General features: G+C 55.8%; 1 protein-coding gene and 1 rRNA gene. One reads left to right on the top strand and one right to left on the bottom strand.

The window, feature by feature from the left end:
• Positions 1–259: 259 nt before the first annotated feature.
• A complete protein-coding gene (locus HWX25_RS33845) occupies positions 260–424 on the top strand; it encodes a SymE family type I addiction module toxin (protein WP_279610155.1) in 165 nt (54 codons plus the stop codon).
• A 248-nt stretch (positions 425–672) separates the two neighbouring features.
• On the opposite strand, the gene rrf is transcribed toward HWX25_RS33845, so the two are convergent.
• Positions 673–785 (bottom strand): 5S ribosomal RNA (gene rrf / locus HWX25_RS32685).

Here is a 785-nt window from a genome sequence, read left to right on the forward strand (position 1 = left end):
CGAGCATTACAACGAGAAGCATCCCCATAGCGCGCTGAAATACCGCTCGCCTCGCGAGTTCCGGCGCTCGATGGATTCAGCAACCTTAGTGTGATGCCGTGTCCGGTATTACAGGGGCAACTCCAGCTGCCACCCATACAACCCGCTGACCACAACCAACTCACCTCAGGAGTCGGAAACGGCTAAAGCCAATCATAAGTCACGTACCCCCGTAACGGAACGCTTCGTCACTGTTCAAGAGTTAGCGTGCCATCATTCCTTGTCTAGAGTTCTCCGTGCCATCAGAGCACACCGAAAACTGAACACAACATACTTCCCGTGGATCAAATTGGCTGGAGTATCGCTTGAGGACGCGGGATTCGAGACTGGAGAACGCGTCCGGATTACCGTCGAGGACAAGCGACTCATCACCACGCCGATGTGATCGGCGCATTGCCAATGGCGGGCGGCGCAAGTCACTATCCGTTTGGAAGCTCGGTATCCGATGCTCCATACCGTTAGTAACTGTGACAAGCGACGATTGTTCTGAAACTGCAGCGGACTGGTCACTCAGGTCCTCTGTCGCATAGGCTTTCAGATTGTGCTGCAACCTATGCCGGGCACCGTGCGCATTTCCGTCGCGCCAATGCAAAAACCCCCGCCTTGTCGGGCGGGGGTTCTTGGCTTGAGGGAGCCTGACGATTACCTACTTTCACACGGGAATCCGCACTATCATCGGCGTAGAGTCGTTTCACGGTCCTGTTCGGGATGGGAAGGGGTGGGACCGACTCGCTATGGTCATCAGG

The organism is Burkholderia sp. BCC1640, assembly GCF_902833125.1.
GTDB classification, from domain to species: domain Bacteria; phylum Pseudomonadota; class Gammaproteobacteria; order Burkholderiales; family Burkholderiaceae; genus Burkholderia; species Burkholderia diffusa.